This window comes from Streptomyces sp. ActVer (genome assembly GCF_027270795.1).
GTDB classification, from domain to species: Bacteria; Actinomycetota; Actinomycetes; order Streptomycetales; family Streptomycetaceae; genus Streptomyces; species Streptomyces umbrinus_A.
Genome location: NZ_JAPWHT010000038.1, coordinates 22979 through 39059, shown reverse-complemented (window position 1 = coordinate 39059; position 16081 = coordinate 22979). Strand labels below are relative to the sequence as shown.

Sequence of the window (16081 nt, the reverse complement as noted above, 5' to 3'; positions counted from 1 at the left end):
GGCGGCGACGGCGCCGCGGCGTTCGCGTTCGGCGGCCACCGCAACGGGGCGCCCGTCATCGCGGGGCTGCTCGCCCACGACACTGTGAGCGACGAGATCCTCGAACGCTGGCGGCTGCCCGGCTCACCCACCTCCCGCGTCTGGGAGGAGCGGTTCGCCGAGGAGATCTACGTGACCCTGGCGGGCAAGGCGCTCGGCGCCGCACTCGACCAGGCGGGCCTGGACGTCGGCGCGATCGACCACTTCGTGGTCTCCGGACTGCACGCGCGGGCCTGTGCGACCGTGCGGCGCACGTCAGGTGTACGGCCCGAGGCGGTGACCCCGGACCTCACCGGGGCGATCGGCAACGCGGGCACCGCCCAGCCCGGACTGCTCCTCGCCGACGTCCTCGACCGCGCCCGCCCCGGCGAGACCATCGCGCTGGTCGTTCTCGGCGACGGCGCCGGAGTCCTCCTGTTGCGCACCACCGAGGCGCTGACGACACATCGCGGCGCCCGCCCGGTCGCCGCCCAGATCGCCGCGGGCAGCGCCCCGGTGCCGTACGCCACGTACCTCTCCTGGCGCGGTCTCCTCGACCGAGAGCCGCCCCGCCGGCCGGACCCCGAGCCGCCCTACGCCCCGCCCGCGCACCGCCGGGGCGGCTGGAAGTACGGCTTCGTCGCCTCCCGCTGCGAGAAGTGCGGCACCCGGCATCTGCCGCCGGACCGGGTGTGCGTCTCCTGCCGGAGCGTCGACGCCATGACCGACGAGCCGATGGAGCACGTGCGCGGCACCGTCGCCACCTTCACCGTGGACCGCCTGGCCCACACACCGAGCCCGCCGATGCTCGTCGTGGTCGTCGACTACGACGGCGGTGGCCGGTTCCGCTGCCAGCTCACCGACGCCACCGAGGCCGACGCCGTCATCGGCGCCCGGGTGGAGATGACGTTCCGGCGCACGGTCACCGCGTCCGGCGTCCACAACTACTTCTGGAAGGCCCGGCCGGTGCGCACGGGCGACACCGACAAGACCGAGGAGACACACGGATGAGCTCGCACGGAATCCGGGACCGGGTCGCGATCGTCGGCATGGGCTGCACGACCTTCGGGGAACACTGGACCCGCTCGGCCGACGATCTGCTGATCGACGCCGTCGGCGAGGCCGTCACCTCGGCCGGCATCACTCTCGACGACATCGACGCGTTCTGGCTCGGCACCCAGGCATCCGGCGTCTCCGGGCTGACCCTCAGCAGGCCACTCCACCTGCAGTACAAGCCGGTCACGCGCCTGGAGAACATGTGCGCCACCGGCTCCGAGGCGCTGCGCAACGCGTGTTACGCCGTCGCCTCCGGCGCGTACGACGTGGCCATGGCGGTCGGCGTGGAGAAGCTCAAGGACTCCGGGATGTCCGGGCTCTCGGGCACCACCATGCCGGGCGCGGGCGACGACAGCCGCGGAGAGATCACCGCCCCCGCGAACTTCTCCCTCCTCGCCCCCGCCTACGCCGCCAAGTACGGCCTGTCGGAAGAGGAGTTGAAGGACGTCATCACCCGCATCGCCTGGAAGAACCACGTCAACGGCGCCCGCAACCCCCGCGCCCAGTTCCGCAAGGAGGTGCCGCTTGAGCGCATCAGGTCGGCGCCGGTCGTCGCGGGGATGCTCGGCGTGTTCGACTGCTCGGGGGTCTCCGACGGCTCGGCCGCCGCGATCGTCGTACGGGCCGAGGACGCCTACAAGTACACCGACAAGCCCATCTTCGTGAAGGCGCTGTCGTTCGTCGCCGGTCCGGCGGACGGGCTGCTCGATCCGGAGTACGACTTCACCACCTTCCCCGAGGTCGTCGCGTCCGCCCAGGAGGCCTACCGGCAGGCCGGAGTCACCGACCCGCGCGCCGAGATCGCCCTCGCCGAGGTCCATGACTGCTTCACACCCACCGAACTGGTGCTGATGGAGGACCTGGGTTTCTCCGAGCGCGGCCAGGCGTGGAAGGACGTCACCAGTGGGGCCTTCGACCTGGACGGCTCACTTCCGGTCAACCCGGACGGGGGACTCAAGGCCTTCGGTCACCCCATCGGCGCGTCGGGCCTGCGCATGATGTTCGAAGCCTGGCTCCAACTGCGGGGCGAGGCACCGCCGGAGCGCACGGTCCGGACGTCGGCCGAGGGACCTTCGCTCGCTCTCACGCACAACCTGGGCGGCGGACCGGGCGAATGCGTCTCCTTCGTGTCGGTGGTCGGAAACCAACTCACCGATTGAGAAAGGCGGTTCGGTCATGGGACGACTGGACGACAAGATCGCGATTGTCACAGGAGCCGCGTCCGGTATCGGCGCCGCCACCGCACGCCGCGTGGCGGCCGAGGGCGCGCACACGGCCGTGGCCGATCTGAACCTCGACGGCGCCAAGGCGGTCACCGAGGAGATCCGTGCCGCCGGAGGTTCCGCGACCGCGGTCCCGGTCGACCTCGGCGACATCGAGAGCGTACGGGCCATGGTGGACGCGGCGATCCAGACGTACGGCGGACTCGACGTCCTGCACAACAACGCGGCGGCCACCCACCTGGCCGCCCGCAAGGACCTCGCCGTCGTGGAGGCCGACCCCGCGGTCTGGGACGACACCATGCGCATCAACCTCCGCGGGACCATGGTCGCCATCCAGGCCGCGGTCCCGCACATGGTCGCGCGCGGCGGCGGCTCGATCATCAACACCTCGTCCGGGGCCGGGCTCGCGGGCGACCTGCGCAATCCCGCGTACGGCGCCTCGAAGGCGGCGCTCATCAACCTCACGCAGTACGTCGCCACCCAGTACGGCAAGCAGGGCGTGCGCTGCAACGCCATCGCGCCGGGCTTCATCGTCACGCCGGCCAGCTCCGGATCGGCGCACGGCGCGATCCGTGAGGCGATGCTCCGCCATCACCTCACCCCGCGTCTGGGCGAGCCGGAGGACGTCGCGTCCGCGGTCGTCTTCCTCGCCTCCGACGAGTCCGCCTTCATCACCGGGCACACCCTGCGCGTGGACGGCGGCCTGCTGGCCCACCAGCCGTACGTGGCGGACCTGCGGGACGCGTAGCGCTCCGGCTGGGGGTGCGACTTCTTTTGCGGCGGGCCGGTGGGGGCTTGTCGCGCAGTTCCCCGCGCCCCTTACGGGGCGCCCTCCATGGCCTCCTCGGGTGCCAGATCGCCCAAGTAGGCCGCCCGGACCGCCGGATCGCCGCGGACCTCCTCCGGAGTGCCGACGCAGATCCGGCGGCCGAAGTCGAGGACGACGACCTCGTCGCAGACGCTCATGACCATGTCGACATCGTGCTCCACGAGCAGCACACCCATGCCCCAGTCCTCGGCGAGCCGCCGGACCAGGTGGGCCAGCTCCCGGGACTCGTCGTCCGACAGCCCCGCGGCCGGTTCGTCGAGCAGCAGGACGGACGGCGAGGTCGCCACCGCTCGGGCGATGGCCAGCAGCCGCCGCTCGCCGTACGACAGGTCGCCCACCGGCCGGTCCAGGGCGCTCTCCAGCCCGAATTCCCTTATGGCGACGAGTACGTGGGCGGGCAGCGGGCGGCTGCCGGGGCGCACCAGGTCCGTGAGGTACGCCCACGGTCCGGGCCGGTCGCAGGCGGCGTACAGGTTGTCCAGGACACTCATGTCCTCGAACAGCTCCAGTGACTGGAAGGACCGGCTCAGCCCGGCCCCGGCCCGTCGGTGCACCGGCACGCGGGTCACGTCCCGGTCGCCGAGGCGGACACTTCCGGACGCCGCCCGGGTGAAGCCGGTGACGGCGTCGATGGCGGAGGTCTTGCCCGCGCCGTTGGGGCCGATGAGACCCACGACCCGGCCCGGCTCGATGTCGAAGGAGAGGCCGTCCACGGCGACGACCCCGCCGTACCGCACGGTGAGGTCCCGTACGTGCAGGGGGAGCCCGGGGGTGCGGTGCGCGGCCGGGGACGGTGCTGCGCGGTGTACGTCCGGAGCGACCGGCTCGTCACCTTCTGTCGTGTCCTGCGCGAGGGCCGTGTGCTTCGCGCGTCGCTTCGAGAGCAGTCTGTTCTCGGCTCCCGCGGCCTGCCTGCCGAGCTCCCGTCCGATGCCGTCCTGGTTGCCCACCAGGGTCAGCACCAGGATGATCCCGCCGATCAGCGGCATCCACTCGCTGAGCCCGGGCAGCACCAGGTCTCCGAAGCGGGCGCCGACCGTGCCCGCGGCGAAGGTGGCGGCGAAGAGCGGCCCGACGAGGAAGCCGACGCCGCCGATGACCGCGAGTCCGAGCGCGGTGATGGACTCGAAGCTCGCGAAGTCGGCGAAGACCACCGAGGTCGAGCGGAAGCCGGTGAGCACTCCGGCGAGCGCGGCGATGGCCGCGGACAGCCCGAAGGCGTAGAGCTTGGCCGCGCGGACGTCGATGCCGAGGGCCGCCGCGGCCCGCTCGTTCGCCCGCACCGCGATGAGCCGGCGGCCGGTTCTGCTGCGCCGGACGTTGGCGACCACGAGGGTGGCGGCCACGAACATCACCAGCACGACGGCCGCGTACCGCTGCGGATGGTCGACGCCGGAGATGCTGATCCCGAAGAGTGTCTGCTTGCCCACCGCGATGCCGTCGCTGCCCGGCGTCGTGGACAGGTCGGTGTTCTGGAAGACCATCGTCTCCAGTGTGGTGCCGAGACCGAGCGTGATGATCGCGAGGTTGACCCCGCGGGTGCGGACGGCGGGAAGGGCGAAGAGCAGGCCGATCGGCACCGTGCCCAACACGCCTGCGAGCAGGGCGAGTTCGAAGGGCCAGCCCCAGTCGGCCGCCGCGTGCCCGGCGATGAAGGCGCCGGTCCCGGCGAGGGCGTACGCCGCGAGGGAGACCTGTCCCGCGTACCCGGTGACCACGATGATCGACAGGATGATCAGTGAGAGCACCAGCGTGTTGGTGATCGCGTCGGCCCACAGCGGCGAGGACAGCCAGATCAGCAGCAGTCCGGTCACGACGGCGAGCGTCAGCGGCACCGGGCGCACCCTTCCGGTGCCCAGGGCCGGCAGCCGCTCCAGGAACGTGCCGCGCAGCGGCAGGGCCCGGCCGCGGGCGACCAGCATCAGGGCGATGACGAGGAAGGGCACCGACGCGGCGAGCCCCGTGACGTCGGAGCCGAAGCGGGTCAGTTCGGACTGCACGACCCCGATGACCAGGCCGCCGGCCAGGGTGACGGGGAACGAGGAGAACCTGCCGACCAGCGCGGCGGCGAGCGCGCTCAGCAGCAGGGTGGTCAGGCCGGTCACCGACAGGCCGATGACCGGCACGATCAGGATGCCCGTCAGGCCCGCGAGAGCCGAGCCGAGTCCCCAGTTGGCGGCGGCGATCAGGTCCGCGGACCAGCCGAGCGAGGCGGCCGCGCCCTGGTTCTCCGCGACCGCGGTCGTGCCCAGACCGAACAGGGTGCGCTTGTAGAGGGCGTGCAGGGCCACGGTGACGACGACGGCTATGCCGAGCAGCCAGATCCGGTCCTCGGAGACCGTCGCGCCGGCGATCTCCACCAGCCCGGACGGCAGCTTGGCCGGCACCAGCTGCACACTGTCGCCGTAGCGTTTGACCGCGACGGCGGTGAGCACGATGAACACCGCCAGGGTGCCGACCAGGCGCGCCAGCGAGGACGCCCTGCGCAGCGGCCGGATCACCAGCAGGTGGGTGAGCACCCCCAGCACCGTGGACCCGAGCACCCCGCACGCGACGGCGGGCCAGTACGGCACGCCGTGGTTGACGGCCAGCTCCCACTGCAGGTAGGCGCCGGCCATCCCGATCGCGCCGTGCGCGAAGTTCAGGACGCCGGAGCCCCGGTAGACCAGCACGATGCCGTGCGCGGTGAGCGCGTAGAGCGCACCGAGCCCCAGGCCGAGCAGCGCGAAACGCAGGATGTCGTCCACGTGAAGAACCTCCCAGGGCCTTACTTCTCAGAGCTCCATGAGTAGCGAACGCCGGATCGCCCGACAAGACCAGACAGCGTATTTATTTAAATAATTGTGCCGAGAGTACTTCACTAAACAAACGCCACCCTCCATGCTGTCGGCATCTCGACGTCGCCCATGACGGGCGCGAGCCCCGCGGAGGGACCATGAACGACTCACGACGACGCAGAAGTGCCACAGCGAGCTGTCTCGCCGTGACCGGAGCCCTACTGGCCGCCGGATGTGGGGGAGAGGCCTCCAGCAGCTCGTCCGACACGTCCTCGCTCAAGGGCGCGACGGTCAAGGTGATGGTCTGGGCACCGGAGAACACCCAGGGCAGCGCCCAGCCCGGTGTCCGGCAGACGGCCCAGGCCTACGAGAAGTGGATCAACGACAACGGCGGGATCAAGGGTGGCCCGCTGAAGGTGCTCACCTGCAACGAGAAGAACGACGCCGACGAGGCCGAGAACTGCGCCCAGAAGGCGGTCGCCGAGAAGGTGGTCGCGGTCGTCGGCTCGTACAGCCTCGCCGGAGACCGCTACATGCCGATCCTGGAGAAGGCCGGCATCCCCTACCTCGGCGGGACGGGTGTCTCGGCGGCCGAGTTCTCCAGCCCGATGTCGTTCCCGGTCAACGGCGGCACCCCCGTGGTGTTCGCCGCACACGGCAAGCAACTGGTCGACGAGGGCTGCAAGAAGATCTCCGGCGTACGGTACGACGTGGCAGCCGCCGACACCGTCTCGAAGTTCCTCGCGCTCGGCGTGACCGCCGCCGGAGGGGCGCCGCCCAAGGACCTCAAGGTGCCGCTCACCGCCACGGACCTCGCCCCGCAGGTCGCCGCCGCGACCAAGGGCACCGACTGCGTGAGCGTCATCCTGGGCACACACTCGGACCTGTTCGTGAAGTCGTACGTACAGTCCGGCGCCAAGACCGAGCTGGGCAGCGTCGTCGGCAACCTCACCCCGGAACTCGCCGAGAGCACCGGCGGCGCCGGCAGTCCGCTGAACGGCGCCGCGATCACCGGCTACTACCCGCCGACCTCCGACCCCGCCTGGAAGGACTTCGTCGAAGCCACCAAGGGCGACGGCCTCGACACGTCGAACGGTGCCAACGCGACGGCCTGGGTGGCGTTCAAGGTCTTCACCGAAGCCGCCAAGAAGCTGCCGACGATCTCGGCCAAGGCCCTGGTCGAGGAGCTCAACACCACGAAGGGCATCGGCACCGGCGGCCTGACCCCACCGCTGACCTGGGCGGAGTCGACAGCTCTGCCGATCAAGGGTCTGAACCGCATACACAACACCACCGCCACCGAACTGACCATGCGCGACGGAAAGATCGAGTGGGCCAAGTCCGGGTCGACCTTCATCGACGTCCGGAAGGTGCTGACGGGCGGCTCGGCCGGCTGACCTCCGGCATACGAGAGCCCTGCAGCCCGAGGAAGGAGAACGTCCGTGCACGACACCGGACAGCCCCTGATCGTAGCCCGCGCACTGTCCGCCGGCTACGGCACCGTGCCCGTACTGCGCGACCTCGACATCGAGGTCCGCCCCGGTGAGGTCGTCGCTCTGCTCGGGCCCAACGGCGCGGGCAAGAGCACGACCCTCCGGGTGCTGTCGGGAGAACTGGCCCCGATGAGCGGCGAGGTGCGCTGGCTGGGTGGTGCCGGCCACGCACCACTGCACCGCCGCGCCCGCCAGGGGCTGGCCTACGTCGGTGAGCGGGCGGTCTTCACCCGTCTCGACACCGCCGACAACCTGCGCGTGGGCCGGGTGACGACGGACCAGGCCCTCGCGCTCTTCCCCGAACTGGAGAAGCGGCTCAGGACCGGTGCCGGAATGCTGTCGGGCGGAGAGCAGCAGATGCTGTCGCTGGCACGAGCCCTGTGCCGTACGCCCAAGCTGCTCCTCGCGGACGAACTCTCCCTCGGTCTCGCCCCGCTCGTGGTCGACCGCCTTCTGCGCGCGGTGCGCGAGGCGGCCGACCGCGGGCTCGGCGCACTGCTGGTCGAACAGCACGTGCGCAAGGTGCTGGACATCGCCGACCGTGTGTACGTGCTGCGCCGCGGCCGGATCGTCATGACCGGGACCCCGAAGGAACTGCGCGCGAACCTGGACGAGATCGAGTCGTCGTACCTCGCGCACAGGACAACTGTGACAACCGATTGAGGTAGGTGCTGTGGCAAGCGCACGCGAGCAGATCCGAGCCCTGGTCCGGTCCGGCGACACCTTCGGCCAACCCGCCGAAGACATGGCGGAGCTGCAACTGGAGGCCGCGCGGGAGGCCTTCGCCGCCCACCGCGAGCGCGTCCCGCTGCTGCGCACCCGGGCGGAGGAGACCGCCGTGCGGGAGGTCACCGGCCTCGACGACCTCGTGCCCCTCCTCTTCTCGCACACCAGCTACAAGTCGTCCTCATCACCGCCGGCCGCTGGGACCGGCTCCTGCGCTGGTACTCGACCGTGTCGGTGGTCGAACCGGACGAGGTCGACGTCGGCGGCGTACGTGACATCGACGAGTGGACCGAACGCGTCACCGCCGCCGGCCACCGCCCCTACATCACCAGCGGCACGTCCGGGAAGGTCTCCTTCCTCAACTGCGACGGCACCGACCTCCGGTTCCTGCACGACATCCTGGAGAACCTCACCTGCTGGCCCGACCCCCTGCCACCGGACCCCGTCCGCCGGGCCTACCTGCTCGCTCCGGCGAGCGGACCGATGCGGTCCATCGACGGCTTCCGATGGCATGCGGACGTCTTCGCGCTTCCCGGCGAGACCCGGCTGCTGACCGAGGACCCGATGCGGGTGTCCGAGCTGATGAGCAGCGCGCTGCTGCGCCGGCGGATGGCGGAGGGCATCGCGACCCCGCAGGAGATCAGCTCCTTCGAGTCCGCTTCCGGCTCGCGGGAGGAGGAACTGGGCGCGGCCATGGGCCGGATCGTCGACGACATCGCCGCCCACCGCGACGAGCCGCTGCTGATCGCCGGGATGAACAACCAGCAGTTCACCCTGATCCAGGCCCTGCGCGCCCGGGGCGTACCCGACGGCGGCCTCCACCCCGACACCCTGGTGCTCAGCGGCGGCGGCAACAAGGGCCGTGCGCTGCCCGACGACTACCAGCAGCAGTTCGCCGCCTTCTACCAGGGCGTACGACGGGTACGCAGCTACGGCATGACGGAGCTTCAGGGCTCCTGCCTTGCCTGCGAGAAGGGCAACTACCACGTGCCGCCGTGGGTGATCCCGCTGGTGCTCGACCAGGCGGGCGAGAAGCTGCTGAACCCCGAACACGGCGTCGTGGAAGGACGGTTAGCCTTCCTGGACGTCTCCCTGGAAGGCCGCTGGGGCGGACTGATCAGCGGCGACCGGGTCTTCGTGGACTTCTCACCGTGCCCCTGCGGCAGATCGGGCCCGGCCGTCCTGCCGGACATCCAGCGCTACGGAGACCTCGGCGGCGACGACAAGATCACCTGCGCGGCCACACTCGACTCCTATGTGAGGGGAATGATCCACGGATGAGCGGTACGACGCTGCAGGGCGAACCCTCGGTCCTGACGGAGGTGGTGCACGTCGTGCGGGGCGAGGTCGACCAGGCCCCGACCGTCGGTCACGGCCGCGGAGGCTCGGCCTTCACGGCACCGGCGCTCGATCTGGACCGCCTGGTGTGGCCGCGCACCGAAGCCGGACCCGCCTTCGACGTGCCCAGCGCGGAGATCGTCGACCTGCTGGTGGAGACCGGCGAGGCACTCAAGGCCGACCGGGAAGGGCTGCTCGCCGAAGCACTGGACCGCATGGTCCGGGTCAGCCCGCTCCCCGCCGAGGTGCTCGAACGCGCCTACGCCGTGCTGTGGCGCAGCTTCCAGCGGACCAACCTGCACGCCCAGATCGACCACGAACTCGGCGGAGCGGACGTGCTGGACGGCTGGCGCGAGGTGCGGCTGCCCGAGGGCCGGATCGCCGCTTCTATCCGCTGCAACGGCTCATGCGCTGGGTGAACGACGAGTAGCTGGGCACTGTGCCGAGGGGCGCTTCCTCCACACGGAGGAAGCGCCCCTCGGCACAGTGCAGCGATGGCGCGTTCGTCATCGCGTACTCGTGCTCAGCAGTTGCGGATGCTCCAGACGGGGGTCCAGGTGTAGGAGTGCAGGGCCGAGTCGGGCCTGAAGGAGTGGAGGACGTTGCCGCTCTGGCCGTAGAAGTACGAGGTGACGCCTCCGGTCTGGAAGTCGTAGTAGTAGCCGGCACCGTTCCAGTACGACACGTAGTACCGGTTGCAGGAGTAGAGGAAGAAGATCTCCCAGCTGTTCGTGGTGGGATCCCAGACCTCCGTGCAGAGGTTTCCGCTGGGGCAGCTGAAGGTGCCGCCGGGTGCCACGTGGATGGAGCTGGCGGACGGCGAGACGCTCGGGGAGTTCGCGGCAGCTGACCGGGTCGACGCCGACTGCGCGTCCTGCGGCGCCGGTGGCGCGGTCAGGACCCGGCCGACCGCACTGTCGTCCGAGGCGACGGCTGCCTGGGCCGGGCCGGCGGTGAACACAGCCGCCAGCATCAGAGCCAAGGCACCGATGAGTCCGAGGACGGAGCGCCTGGCACGCACTCCGTGAACACTATGCATTCTGCGCATTCGGTTGATCCCCCTGTTCAGGACGCGACATACGAGGCACCCGGTGGCGGTGGGGCCCGTTCGTGGTGCCAGGCTGTCGTCGGCCGGCGAGTCGCCGCCACACGTTGAAGCCCTGGCTTAAACGGAAGCCCCCACTCAGGCGCCTCGCGCCTCACGCCTGGCGTCAACGGGCAGGCGTGAGGCGTCAGTTTTCAGGCGTCGGGGGGCCGTACGGCGTGTGCGGCGTGTGCGGCGTGTGCGGCGTGTGCGGTGCGCCGTCGAGGAGGACGAGCCCGGCTGGAGTGATGGTGTGCAGCACGTGCTTGCTGCGGCGCACGCTCAGCAGTAGTCCGGCCTCCCGCAGCACGGCCGTGTGCTGGCTCACCGCCGCCCCGGAAATGCCGATCCGCTCCGCGAGTTCACCGGTCGTACGCCCGGTCACGACGTCCTGCAGGATGGCGGCCCGGGTGCGCCCGAGCAGCGCGCCCAGGCCCGCGTCCCGGCCCGTGGCGCCGGGCATCAGCGCCCAGCCGAGCGTGTGCTGGATCGGGTAGACCAGGACCGGCGTGCGGTCGGGGAGCGGTACGGCGAGAGTGACGGGTCGTCGGGAGCAGAAGAAGGATGGTTGCAGCAGTAACCCCCGCCCATCGAGCCGTAGTTCGTGGTCGACCGGGTAGTCCGCCTCAAGTACCGGCGGCTGCCACCGCAGTACGGGCCGGAGGCTCGCCAGCAGCCCGTCGGTTCCGCCTCCCAGCACCGCCCGGGCGCGTACGGCTCGGTCGGCGTCCACCTGCGCCCGGATGTGCGGCCAGAAGGCGGCGAGCGCTCGCCGGTGGTACCCGTGCAGCGCGGCGCCGAGCCGTTGCAGGGCTTCGAGAGTGCCCTCGGCGAGAGCACGGGCCTCGGCAGGCAGCGGTCTCGGCCGGGTCGGGGAGGCGGCGAGCGTGGCCAGATCGCCGCGCAGGTCGGCCCGGGGCGTGCCGAGCACGGTGTCGACCGCGCTCTCCAGCCCGAGGGAGCCGCCCAGGTCGGGCGTGAGGAAGTCCGGGAAGTAGCCGCGGGGCGGCAGCAGTGCGGCGAGCAGCCCGTCCGTCGGACCCAGCCGTGGCCGCACGATGCGCCGCCACTCGCCGAACGCCAGAGCGTTCTCCTCCCTGATCAGGGCCTGGAAGCTGTTGACGATCTCCCACAGGGGGTCGGGGGCGGCGGCGACACGTACATGTGCGATGTCGTCGGCCGTGAAGTGCACCCGCAGCATGGGGATCTCCGACGGTGGGCGGTCATCAGGCGAACGGTGGTGCCCAACGACAGTGATGCAGCCCAACTGCCCGGGCAAGGGGGCGCATTCGGTCACACGGGCTCTTCTGGTCCCGCCCCAGGTCTTCCGCCGACGGCGCTTTCAACGCGGTGTCTCGTTCTCCGTAGTGACCTGTTCCTGAAGGCGACGGGTCGAGACGAGGGACTGTGCGCGGTGGGGCCACTGATCGAAGGCATCCGGACCATCGCGTGTGGGCACGCCCAGCAGCCGGCCACACTCACTCCGCGCGAGGCCGAAGTGCTCCCTGGTCGCCGCCGGGCTCAGCGACGACATCGCCGCCCGCCTGTTCGTCGCCGCCGTCACGGTCACGGCACATGTGGCGACGGTTCGTCGCGGCAGCGCTTCACGCGGCCTGGGCCTGCGCACCCAAACGTGTCCCTGAGCCATTCGCTGATCCGGTGCGACTGCACCAGGGAGTCACCCGGCGATCAGCCGTGAGGCGCACGTCCACGACTGGTGAGTGCTGGCAGAGTCAAGGTGAGCCACCGGGCTCGTGCCTCGGAGGACCGGTCGGAGGGGGCAGTGGATAGGAGCAGGCAGAAGTCTTCAACCGTGACGTCCGGGTGAAGGTCCCCGGAGGTCTGCGCCGCAGTGATCAGTGTGGCCAGCGCGGCACGCGCCCTGGCCTCCTCCGCCGTGTCGGTCGAGGCGGCGCCCAAGGCTTGAGCGGCAGTCTTGACCACTCGGTCCCTGGCGGATGCCTCCATCAGCAGCAACAGTCACCGGGGCGGCCGCATCGCCTTCGAGGACCTCAACTCACACCATGCGTACGACCGGCAGGCCGCCTACGCCCAGTCCAAGCTGGCAAACCTCCTCTTCACCTACGAACTCCACCGCAGGCTCACCTCCGCGGGTGCTCACACGTCGGCCCTGGCCGCACACCCCGGCGGGGCGTCCACCGGTCTGACCCGCAACGCCCCCGCCCACATGCGTCTTCTCAACACCGTCCTCGGCCCGCTGCTGACTCACAGCGCGGAACGTGGCGCGCTGCCGGTTCTGCGCGCCGCCACGGATCCGGCCGCGCTCGGCGGTGAGTACTACGGCCCGAAAGGCCTCGGCGAGATGCGCGGAGACCCCCGTCGCACCGATTCCCACCCCCGTTCCCACGACGCGGAGGCCCAGCGACGGCTGTGGGTGCTCTCGGAGGAACTCACCGGCGTCCGATACCCCCTCTGAAGCCCGCCGGCCCGCGGCGACCGGGGCCGGTGCGATCCGAACGACAGCCCTCAGGTCGCCCGCCGGAGGGTCATGCCCGCGGCCGAGATCAGCGCCGTACCCCGCCTGTGCGGCGGTCGCCCATCCGGTCTCGTCGGCTGCGGCCGCGCGAGCAACGGCAGCGTGTGTACCGGAGTGGGGCCGGGGACAGGAGACGGAACCATCGCCTCCGGCCCCATGGCTTCCCGCCGGACGGTAGGTCCACATCGCAGGGATGAGTCCGGAGGGCTCGCAGACTTCAGGCTGCCGTCTGGGCCGGCGTCGGCGTCGGCTGTGTGCGGCCCCCGGGACGGGCGTCGCTTCGGGGCGTCGAGGCCAGCCGAGTGTGGAAGAAGCCTGCCAACTCGGCGATGGCGGGCGTCACGTACTCGTCCTTGTGGTACAGGTCGACGTGGCGGGCGCCGTCGATCCAGTGGAGCTTCTTGTCGGCCTGTCGGACGACGGACGCCTGCGCCGCGTTCCGGGGCTGCGCAGGGAGGAGCTGGCCCAGCTCGCGCACGTGAGCGTGGACTACGTCGTCAGGCTGGAACAGGGCCGCACCCGCCGCGTCTCCCGCCCGGTCCTGGACGCGCTCGCCGACGCGCTGCAGCTCGCCCCGGACGAACGCTCCTACCTGTTCGCCCTGGCCGATGTGAGCCCCGGCGCCCGCCCGCGGCTCTCGGGCAGGCCGGAGGTCGCCCCACGGCTGCGGAGCCTGCTGGAGGGCATGCACGACGTTCCCGCGATGGTGCTGCATCGGCGTATGGACGTGCTGGCCTGGAACCGGGGAGCGGCGGCCCTGCTGACCGACTTCGGCACGCTGCCGCCGGCCGAGCGCAACCTGATCCGGCTGACCTTCCTCGACGACTCCTTCCGCGCCTTGTACGCGGACTGGCCGCGCGCCGCACGCGAGTGCGTCGCCGTCCTGCGGATGGAGGCGGGCCGCCGCCCCGACGACCGGACCCTGACCGCCCTGGTCGGTGAACTCAGCGTCCACGACACGGACTTCCGCACCTGGTGGGCCGGCCACCAGGTGCGCGGGCCGAGGCAGCTCACCAAGACCTACCACCACCCGGTCGCGGGCACCGTGACCCTCGACGTCCAGCAGTTTTCCGTCGACACCCACCCCGACCAGCTGCTGGTGGCCTACACCGCATCCGACTCCCAGGAAGCACTGCGCTTCCTCCTGCAATGGACACCGACGAACCCCTCCGCACCGCTGCGGAAGACGGCCACACCGCAGTGATCCGAACGGCAGTCTGTGCTCGAGATCCAGCGGTCGTCCGCAGCGAACGTGAGACGGACGGGGCAGAGGGCGCGGCCGCCGCGGAACTGGCACGGCCGGCTGAGGGTCGTGAGCGACTTGCCGAACGCCGCACACACCTGCCCGCCCGGGGTTTCCGTGCCCTCGCTGTGGCGTCGGGCCCGCGAGACGACGCTCCCGTCTGTGACCCGTCGTCGACCGGCTGGGGACGGGTCACAGGCGGATGACGATCAGGGCGGTGTCGTCGGTGCTGCCGGTGGAGGGAAGGAGGTCGGCCAGGAGGGCATCGGCCAGGGCCTCGGGGTCGGATTGCCGGTGGTGGGTGAGGGAGGCGGCGAGGCGGCCCAGACCGGTGTCGATGTCCTCGCTACGGCGTTCGATCAGTCCGTCGGTGTACAGGACGAGGGTGGCGCCCTTGGTGAAGGGCGTGCGGGCCTGGGGGCGGGGCACGTGTTCCGGCCGGGCACCGAGCGGCGGGTCGGTGGCCTGGTCGAGGAAGATCACGGTGCCGTCGGGGTGGAGCAGGGCCGGCGGAGGGTGGCCCGCGCAGCTGTAGGTGATGGTGTGGTCGTTCCAGTCGATGAAGGTGGTCACTGCGGTGGCCGACTCGGCGCCCTCGACGAAGCGGGCGTACAGGCCCAGGGCGTCCAGGGCCGGGGCGGGCCCGGCGGCGACGCGGCAGGCCGCGCTCAGGGCGCTGCGCAGCTGTCCCATGGCGCAGGCAGCGGCGAGGCCGTGGCCGACGATGTCGCCGACAGCGACTGCGAGGCTTTTCCCGGGCAGGTCGACCAGGTCGTACCAGTCGCCGCACACGTTCAGGGAGCCGACGGCGGGCTGGTAGCGCACGGCCGCCCGGTGGTGTCCGAGGGGTCTGGGGGCGGGCAGCATCGCCTCCTGCAGGGCCAGGGCGACCTCGCGTTCGTGGGCGTGCGCCGTGCGTAGCCGCTCGTTGACCTCCTGCAGCTCGCGGGACCGGGTGTAGAGCTCGGCTTCCAGCACGCGGGCCCGGCTGTCGCGGCCCGGGCCGCCGCGGGCGCGGATGAGTTCGGTTACCTCCTCCACCCGGTGCACGACCAGCACGACCTGGCCGTCGGGGCCGCAGACGGGTGCGTTGACCGGGCTCCAATAGTGTTCCTGCCAGTGGCCGGGGCGCTTGGGGTCCTCGATGTCGTAGCGGAGCAGGGCCATGGTGTCGCGTTCGCCGGTGGCCGCCACCCGCAGCATCGACGCGCGGGTCTCCCGCATGCCGGCCGCGGCCGGGGCGTTCGGGTTTTCGGGGAAGACGTCGAAGATGTAGCGGCCCAGCAACTGTTCGCGGGTGCGTCCGGCGAGCCGTAGGAAGTCGTCGTTGGCGTCGGCGTACACCAGGTCGGGGGTGAGCAGCGCCACCATGCCGGGCAGGGCATGGAAGACCGCCGCGTAGTCGATCTGCGGTTCCCTCATGTACTGCCTGCCTCGACGTCGAAGGTCACTGTGCCGTTCCACGATAGGAGCGAACACGCCACAGGGCCCGGCCACCGCTCCTCCGCGGCCCGGCAGCTTCATACCGCCGGCATGAGCCGCGAGACCTGCGCCGGCGAATTCTCCACCTGCGCCCGGCACACAGCGAGACCGCCTCCCGATACTCTCCGAGGCCCAATCGGGTTCCCGTGCGGACGGCATGAGACCACCGACCAGCGTCACTGCATCCAGGCGCTGCCGCCGGCGCACGCTTCACGTGCCGCCGACGGCATGGGCAACATCATGCGCCAGCAAAGCGCTCGCGGCTTCACCCTCCGTACGAGGGGACAGGCGGCCACCGGAGTCGCGACGAACGCG

Annotated in this window: 15 protein-coding genes; 9 read left to right on the top strand and 6 right to left on the bottom strand. The window is 71.0% G+C overall.

Annotated elements, in window-relative coordinates; translation table 11 throughout:
* The 3 genes from O3Q52_RS09285 to O3Q52_RS09275 form a co-directional block, all read left to right on the top strand.
* On the top strand, positions 1-1029 hold a 1029-nt coding region (locus O3Q52_RS09285; RefSeq protein WP_269648342.1), incomplete at its 5' end, for an OB-fold domain-containing protein.
* On the top strand, positions 1026-2234 hold the full coding sequence (locus tag O3Q52_RS09280; RefSeq protein WP_269648341.1) for an acetyl-CoA acetyltransferase: 1209 nt from the start codon (positions 1026-1028) through the stop codon (positions 2232-2234). The genes O3Q52_RS09285 and O3Q52_RS09280, both read left to right, overlap by 4 nt.
* A 16-nt stretch (positions 2235-2250) precedes the next feature.
* Complete coding sequence (locus tag O3Q52_RS09275) at positions 2251-3045, top strand: SDR family NAD(P)-dependent oxidoreductase (protein ID WP_269648340.1); 795 nt, start codon at positions 2251-2253, stop codon at positions 3043-3045.
* Between the two features lie 71 nt (positions 3046-3116).
* On the opposite strand, the gene O3Q52_RS09270 is transcribed toward O3Q52_RS09275, so the two are convergent.
* On the bottom strand, positions 3117-5873 hold the full coding sequence (locus O3Q52_RS09270; protein ID WP_269648339.1) for a branched-chain amino acid ABC transporter permease/ATP-binding protein: 2757 nt from the start codon (positions 5871-5873) through the stop codon (positions 3117-3119).
* Positions 5874-6061: 188 nt separating this feature from the next.
* Between O3Q52_RS09270 and O3Q52_RS09265 the strand changes: the two genes are divergently transcribed.
* The 4 genes from O3Q52_RS09265 (at position 6062) to O3Q52_RS09250 (ending at position 9879) form a co-directional block, all read left to right on the top strand.
* Positions 6062-7300 (top strand): ABC transporter substrate-binding protein, encoded by a 1239-nt coding sequence (locus O3Q52_RS09265; protein ID WP_269648338.1) that lies wholly within the window; start codon positions 6062-6064, stop codon positions 7298-7300.
* 45 nt (positions 7301-7345) lie between these two features.
* The gene (locus tag O3Q52_RS09260) at positions 7346-8059 is read left to right on the top strand and encodes an ABC transporter ATP-binding protein (protein WP_269648337.1); all 714 of its coding nucleotides are present in this window, start codon (positions 7346-7348) and stop codon (positions 8057-8059) included.
* Between the two features lie 291 nt (positions 8060-8350).
* The gene (locus tag O3Q52_RS09255; protein WP_269648336.1) at positions 8351-9403 is read left to right on the top strand and encodes a hypothetical protein; all 1053 of its coding nucleotides are present in this window, start codon (positions 8351-8353) and stop codon (positions 9401-9403) included.
* Complete coding sequence (locus O3Q52_RS09250; protein ID WP_269648335.1) at positions 9400-9879, top strand: acyl-CoA reductase; 480 nt, start codon at positions 9400-9402, stop codon at positions 9877-9879. Before O3Q52_RS09255 ends, O3Q52_RS09250 begins: the two co-directional genes overlap by 4 nt.
* A 104-nt stretch (positions 9880-9983) precedes the next feature.
* Here O3Q52_RS09250 and O3Q52_RS09245 read toward each other — a convergent pair whose 3' ends face one another.
* The 3 genes from O3Q52_RS09245 to O3Q52_RS54130 form a co-directional block, all read right to left on the bottom strand.
* On the bottom strand, positions 9984-10481 hold the full coding sequence (locus tag O3Q52_RS09245) for a hypothetical protein (protein WP_269648334.1): 498 nt from the start codon (positions 10479-10481) through the stop codon (positions 9984-9986).
* Positions 10482-10692: 211 nt separating this feature from the next.
* A complete protein-coding gene (locus tag O3Q52_RS09240) occupies positions 10693-11745 on the bottom strand; it encodes a helix-turn-helix transcriptional regulator (protein WP_269648333.1) in 1053 nt (350 codons plus the stop codon).
* 488 nt (positions 11746-12233) lie between these two features.
* Positions 12234-12512, bottom strand: a complete 279-nt coding sequence (locus tag O3Q52_RS54130; RefSeq protein WP_332112892.1) for a hypothetical protein — start codon at positions 12510-12512, stop codon at positions 12234-12236.
* Here O3Q52_RS54130 and O3Q52_RS09235 point away from each other — a divergent pair.
* A complete protein-coding gene (locus tag O3Q52_RS09235; protein WP_269648332.1) occupies positions 12481-12981 on the top strand; it encodes a hypothetical protein in 501 nt (166 codons plus the stop codon). The two genes, O3Q52_RS54130 and O3Q52_RS09235, sit on opposite strands and share 32 nt — an antisense overlap.
* 277 nt (positions 12982-13258) lie before the next feature.
* On the opposite strand, the gene O3Q52_RS09230 is transcribed toward O3Q52_RS09235, so the two are convergent.
* Positions 13259-13519 (bottom strand): hypothetical protein, encoded by a 261-nt coding sequence (locus tag O3Q52_RS09230; protein ID WP_269648331.1) that lies wholly within the window; start codon positions 13517-13519, stop codon positions 13259-13261.
* Here O3Q52_RS09230 and O3Q52_RS09225 point away from each other — a divergent pair, their 5' ends adjacent.
* The gene (locus O3Q52_RS09225; protein WP_269648330.1) at positions 13520-14245 is read left to right on the top strand and encodes a helix-turn-helix transcriptional regulator; all 726 of its coding nucleotides are present in this window, start codon (positions 13520-13522) and stop codon (positions 14243-14245) included.
* A gap of 231 nt (positions 14246-14476) precedes the next feature.
* On the opposite strand, the gene O3Q52_RS09220 is transcribed toward O3Q52_RS09225, so the two are convergent.
* On the bottom strand, positions 14477-15706 hold the full coding sequence (locus tag O3Q52_RS09220) for a PP2C family protein-serine/threonine phosphatase (RefSeq protein WP_269648329.1): 1230 nt from the start codon (positions 15704-15706) through the stop codon (positions 14477-14479).
* Positions 15707-16081: the final 375 nt, after the last annotated feature.